Raw genomic sequence first — 2,207 nt, 5'->3', positions numbered from 1 at the left:
TAAATAATCGGTTGATGAATTTCTCCTAACATTACTTTGGCTTTAGCTCCGGTAACTTCTGGCAAATTACTGGCAATTTTTAAAGAACGCCAATAAGCTAAAACTGCAAAGGCGATCGCTTCTTTAAAATCTACATCTAAACCTACTTCAGCAGTGGTCATTACTGGGATAGGTCGTAATAAATTTTGTATCCGTTCTTTTAAATATAAATTATGACTACCACCACCACATAATAATATTTGATCTGGTAAATTTGGCAAGAAATTTCGATAGCTATGATTAATGGAAGCTGCTGTTAATTCTGTAAGAGTTGCTAGTATATCAGCAGCACTTAAATTATAATTTTCTCCATCAGCAAGACAGTTAAATAAATAGTCTTTGCCAAATAATTCTCTACCTGTAGATTTTGGTGGTTTTTGTTGGAAAAAATCTTGTTTTAACCACTTTTCTACTAAGTCTTGACATGGTAATCCACTAGCTGCCCATTCTCCATTTTTATCGTAAGTTTTCTTACCTTGAGAAAGATGTTGTACTGCTAAATCTAATAGTGTATTACTCGGACCTGTATCCCAACCTAAAATACTATTTTTGAAGTCTGGTGAATTTTGACTTTTAATATAAGCGACATTTCCTATACCACCTAAATTTTGAATGCAGCGACTATATTCAGGGTGACTAAGTAAATGAATATCCACACAAGGAACTAAGGGTGCGCCTTGACCTCCTGCAGCAATATCAGCAGCCCGAAAATTACTAATAGTGGGAATACCTGTAATGTTAGCAATTAATTCACCACGTCCCAACTGAAGACTATAGCCTAATTGTTGAGATGGTGGACGGTGATAAACTGTTTGACCATGAGAGCCAATAATTTCTGCTCGATTATCACTTTTTTGATTAATTGTAAATGCTGCTTGGGCAAATTCTTGGGCAATAGCATCATCAAGTTCTGCTAGTTCAGCTATTGACAGAGATTTACCGCCACAAACACTAAGAATTTGCGAGCGTAATTTTTCTGAGTAGGGATAAGTAGTTGCTGCTAGGAGTTCAACTTTTAAATTTGTTTTATCGCCAGCAACATCAACCAAAGCTGCATCTATACCATCGACGGAAGTACCACTAATCAAACCAATAATTTTGGTCATTTTTCATTACCAACAATGACAATTACTACTGTGATATTATCGCGACCTCCTCCATCTTTAGCTGCATCTACAAGCTCTTTAGCAATAGGTTCACAATCATCACTAGAACCTAACATGGAGGCAATTACTGTGTCAGATAAATCTTCTGTTAATCCATCACTACAGAGTAATAGGCGATCGCTCGTTTGAATATCAATAGGAAAAATATCTACCTTACCCATATCTTCCCTACCTAAACATTGAGAAAGCACATGACGCCAAGGATGTACTCTAGCTTGGTCGGGAGTTAAAGCATTTTGTTTCACTGCTTGAGCAACCCAAGTTTGGTCTTCTGTAATTTGTTCTAACTCTTGGTCTCGAAGTCGGTAGAGACGAGAGTCACCTACATTTGCACACCAATGCTCTTGTTCTCGGAAGATCAGTACTACTGTAGTAGTACCCATATCTGAACGTTCAGGGTTTTCTAGTTGGTCGCATAAAATAGCTTCATTGGCTTTGAGAAAAGCATCTTCTAACAACTTTGGTGATTCTATAACATCCTGCCAATGCTTAACTAGATAACTTTTAATTACTTCCGCAGCAATTCTACTAGCTTCTTGGCCACCTGCATGTCCTCCCATACCATCAGCAACAATAAAAAATCGTCCTTCAGGGTCTATGTTGTAAGAATCTTGATTAACTGAGCGAACACAACCTTTATCAGTAGTCCCTGCGAAACTCAACGTCATGGAATTTTGTTGAACACTTTTTGTCCCATTTTGATATTTATTATCCACCTATATATTTAATATCCCAATTTTTATATACTTTATTTGTATTCTAGCACTACAATGTTGCTAATTAATACAGTATATCTACTCTCAGAAAATTATTTTATTGATAAGTTTTATATCATCAAGTTAGTTCCAATATTTGATGCAAAATAATGGCTGTATGAATCCCTAATAAAGTAAGCATTCAGCTATTAGCTGTCAGCTATAGCAATATGATTTGAGTTGTGAGATATTGAAAACTTTTAGGGAACAGGGAACAGGGAACAGGGAACAGGGAACAGGGAACAGG

The 2,207-nt window shown here is 36.5% G+C and carries 2 protein-coding genes; both read right to left on the bottom strand.

Annotation, left to right across the window (positions count from 1 at the left end; genetic code table 11):
- Window positions 1-1,145, bottom strand: a 1,145-nt coding sequence (locus tag AC3DU7_RS31805) for an anhydro-N-acetylmuramic acid kinase (protein WP_488043221.1), incomplete at its 3' end; no start/stop codon positions are given.
- Window positions 1,142-1,873: a Stp1/IreP family PP2C-type Ser/Thr phosphatase gene (locus AC3DU7_RS31800; RefSeq protein ID WP_488043222.1), complete on the bottom strand. Its 732-nt coding sequence runs from the start codon at window positions 1,871-1,873 to the stop codon at window positions 1,142-1,144. The genes AC3DU7_RS31800 and AC3DU7_RS31805, both read right to left, overlap by 4 nt.
- Window positions 1,874-2,207: the final 334 nt, after the last annotated feature.

The organism is Okeania sp., from assembly GCF_983059655.1.
Note: the sequence above shows the minus strand (reverse complement) of the source record. Positions and strands in the feature narration are given on the sequence as shown.

Coding starts and splice junctions, on each gene's coding strand:
- AC3DU7_RS31800 (WP_488043222.1), bottom strand. CDS start 1,873: ATGACGTTGAGTTTCGCAGGGACTACTGATAAAGGTTGTGTTCGCTCA.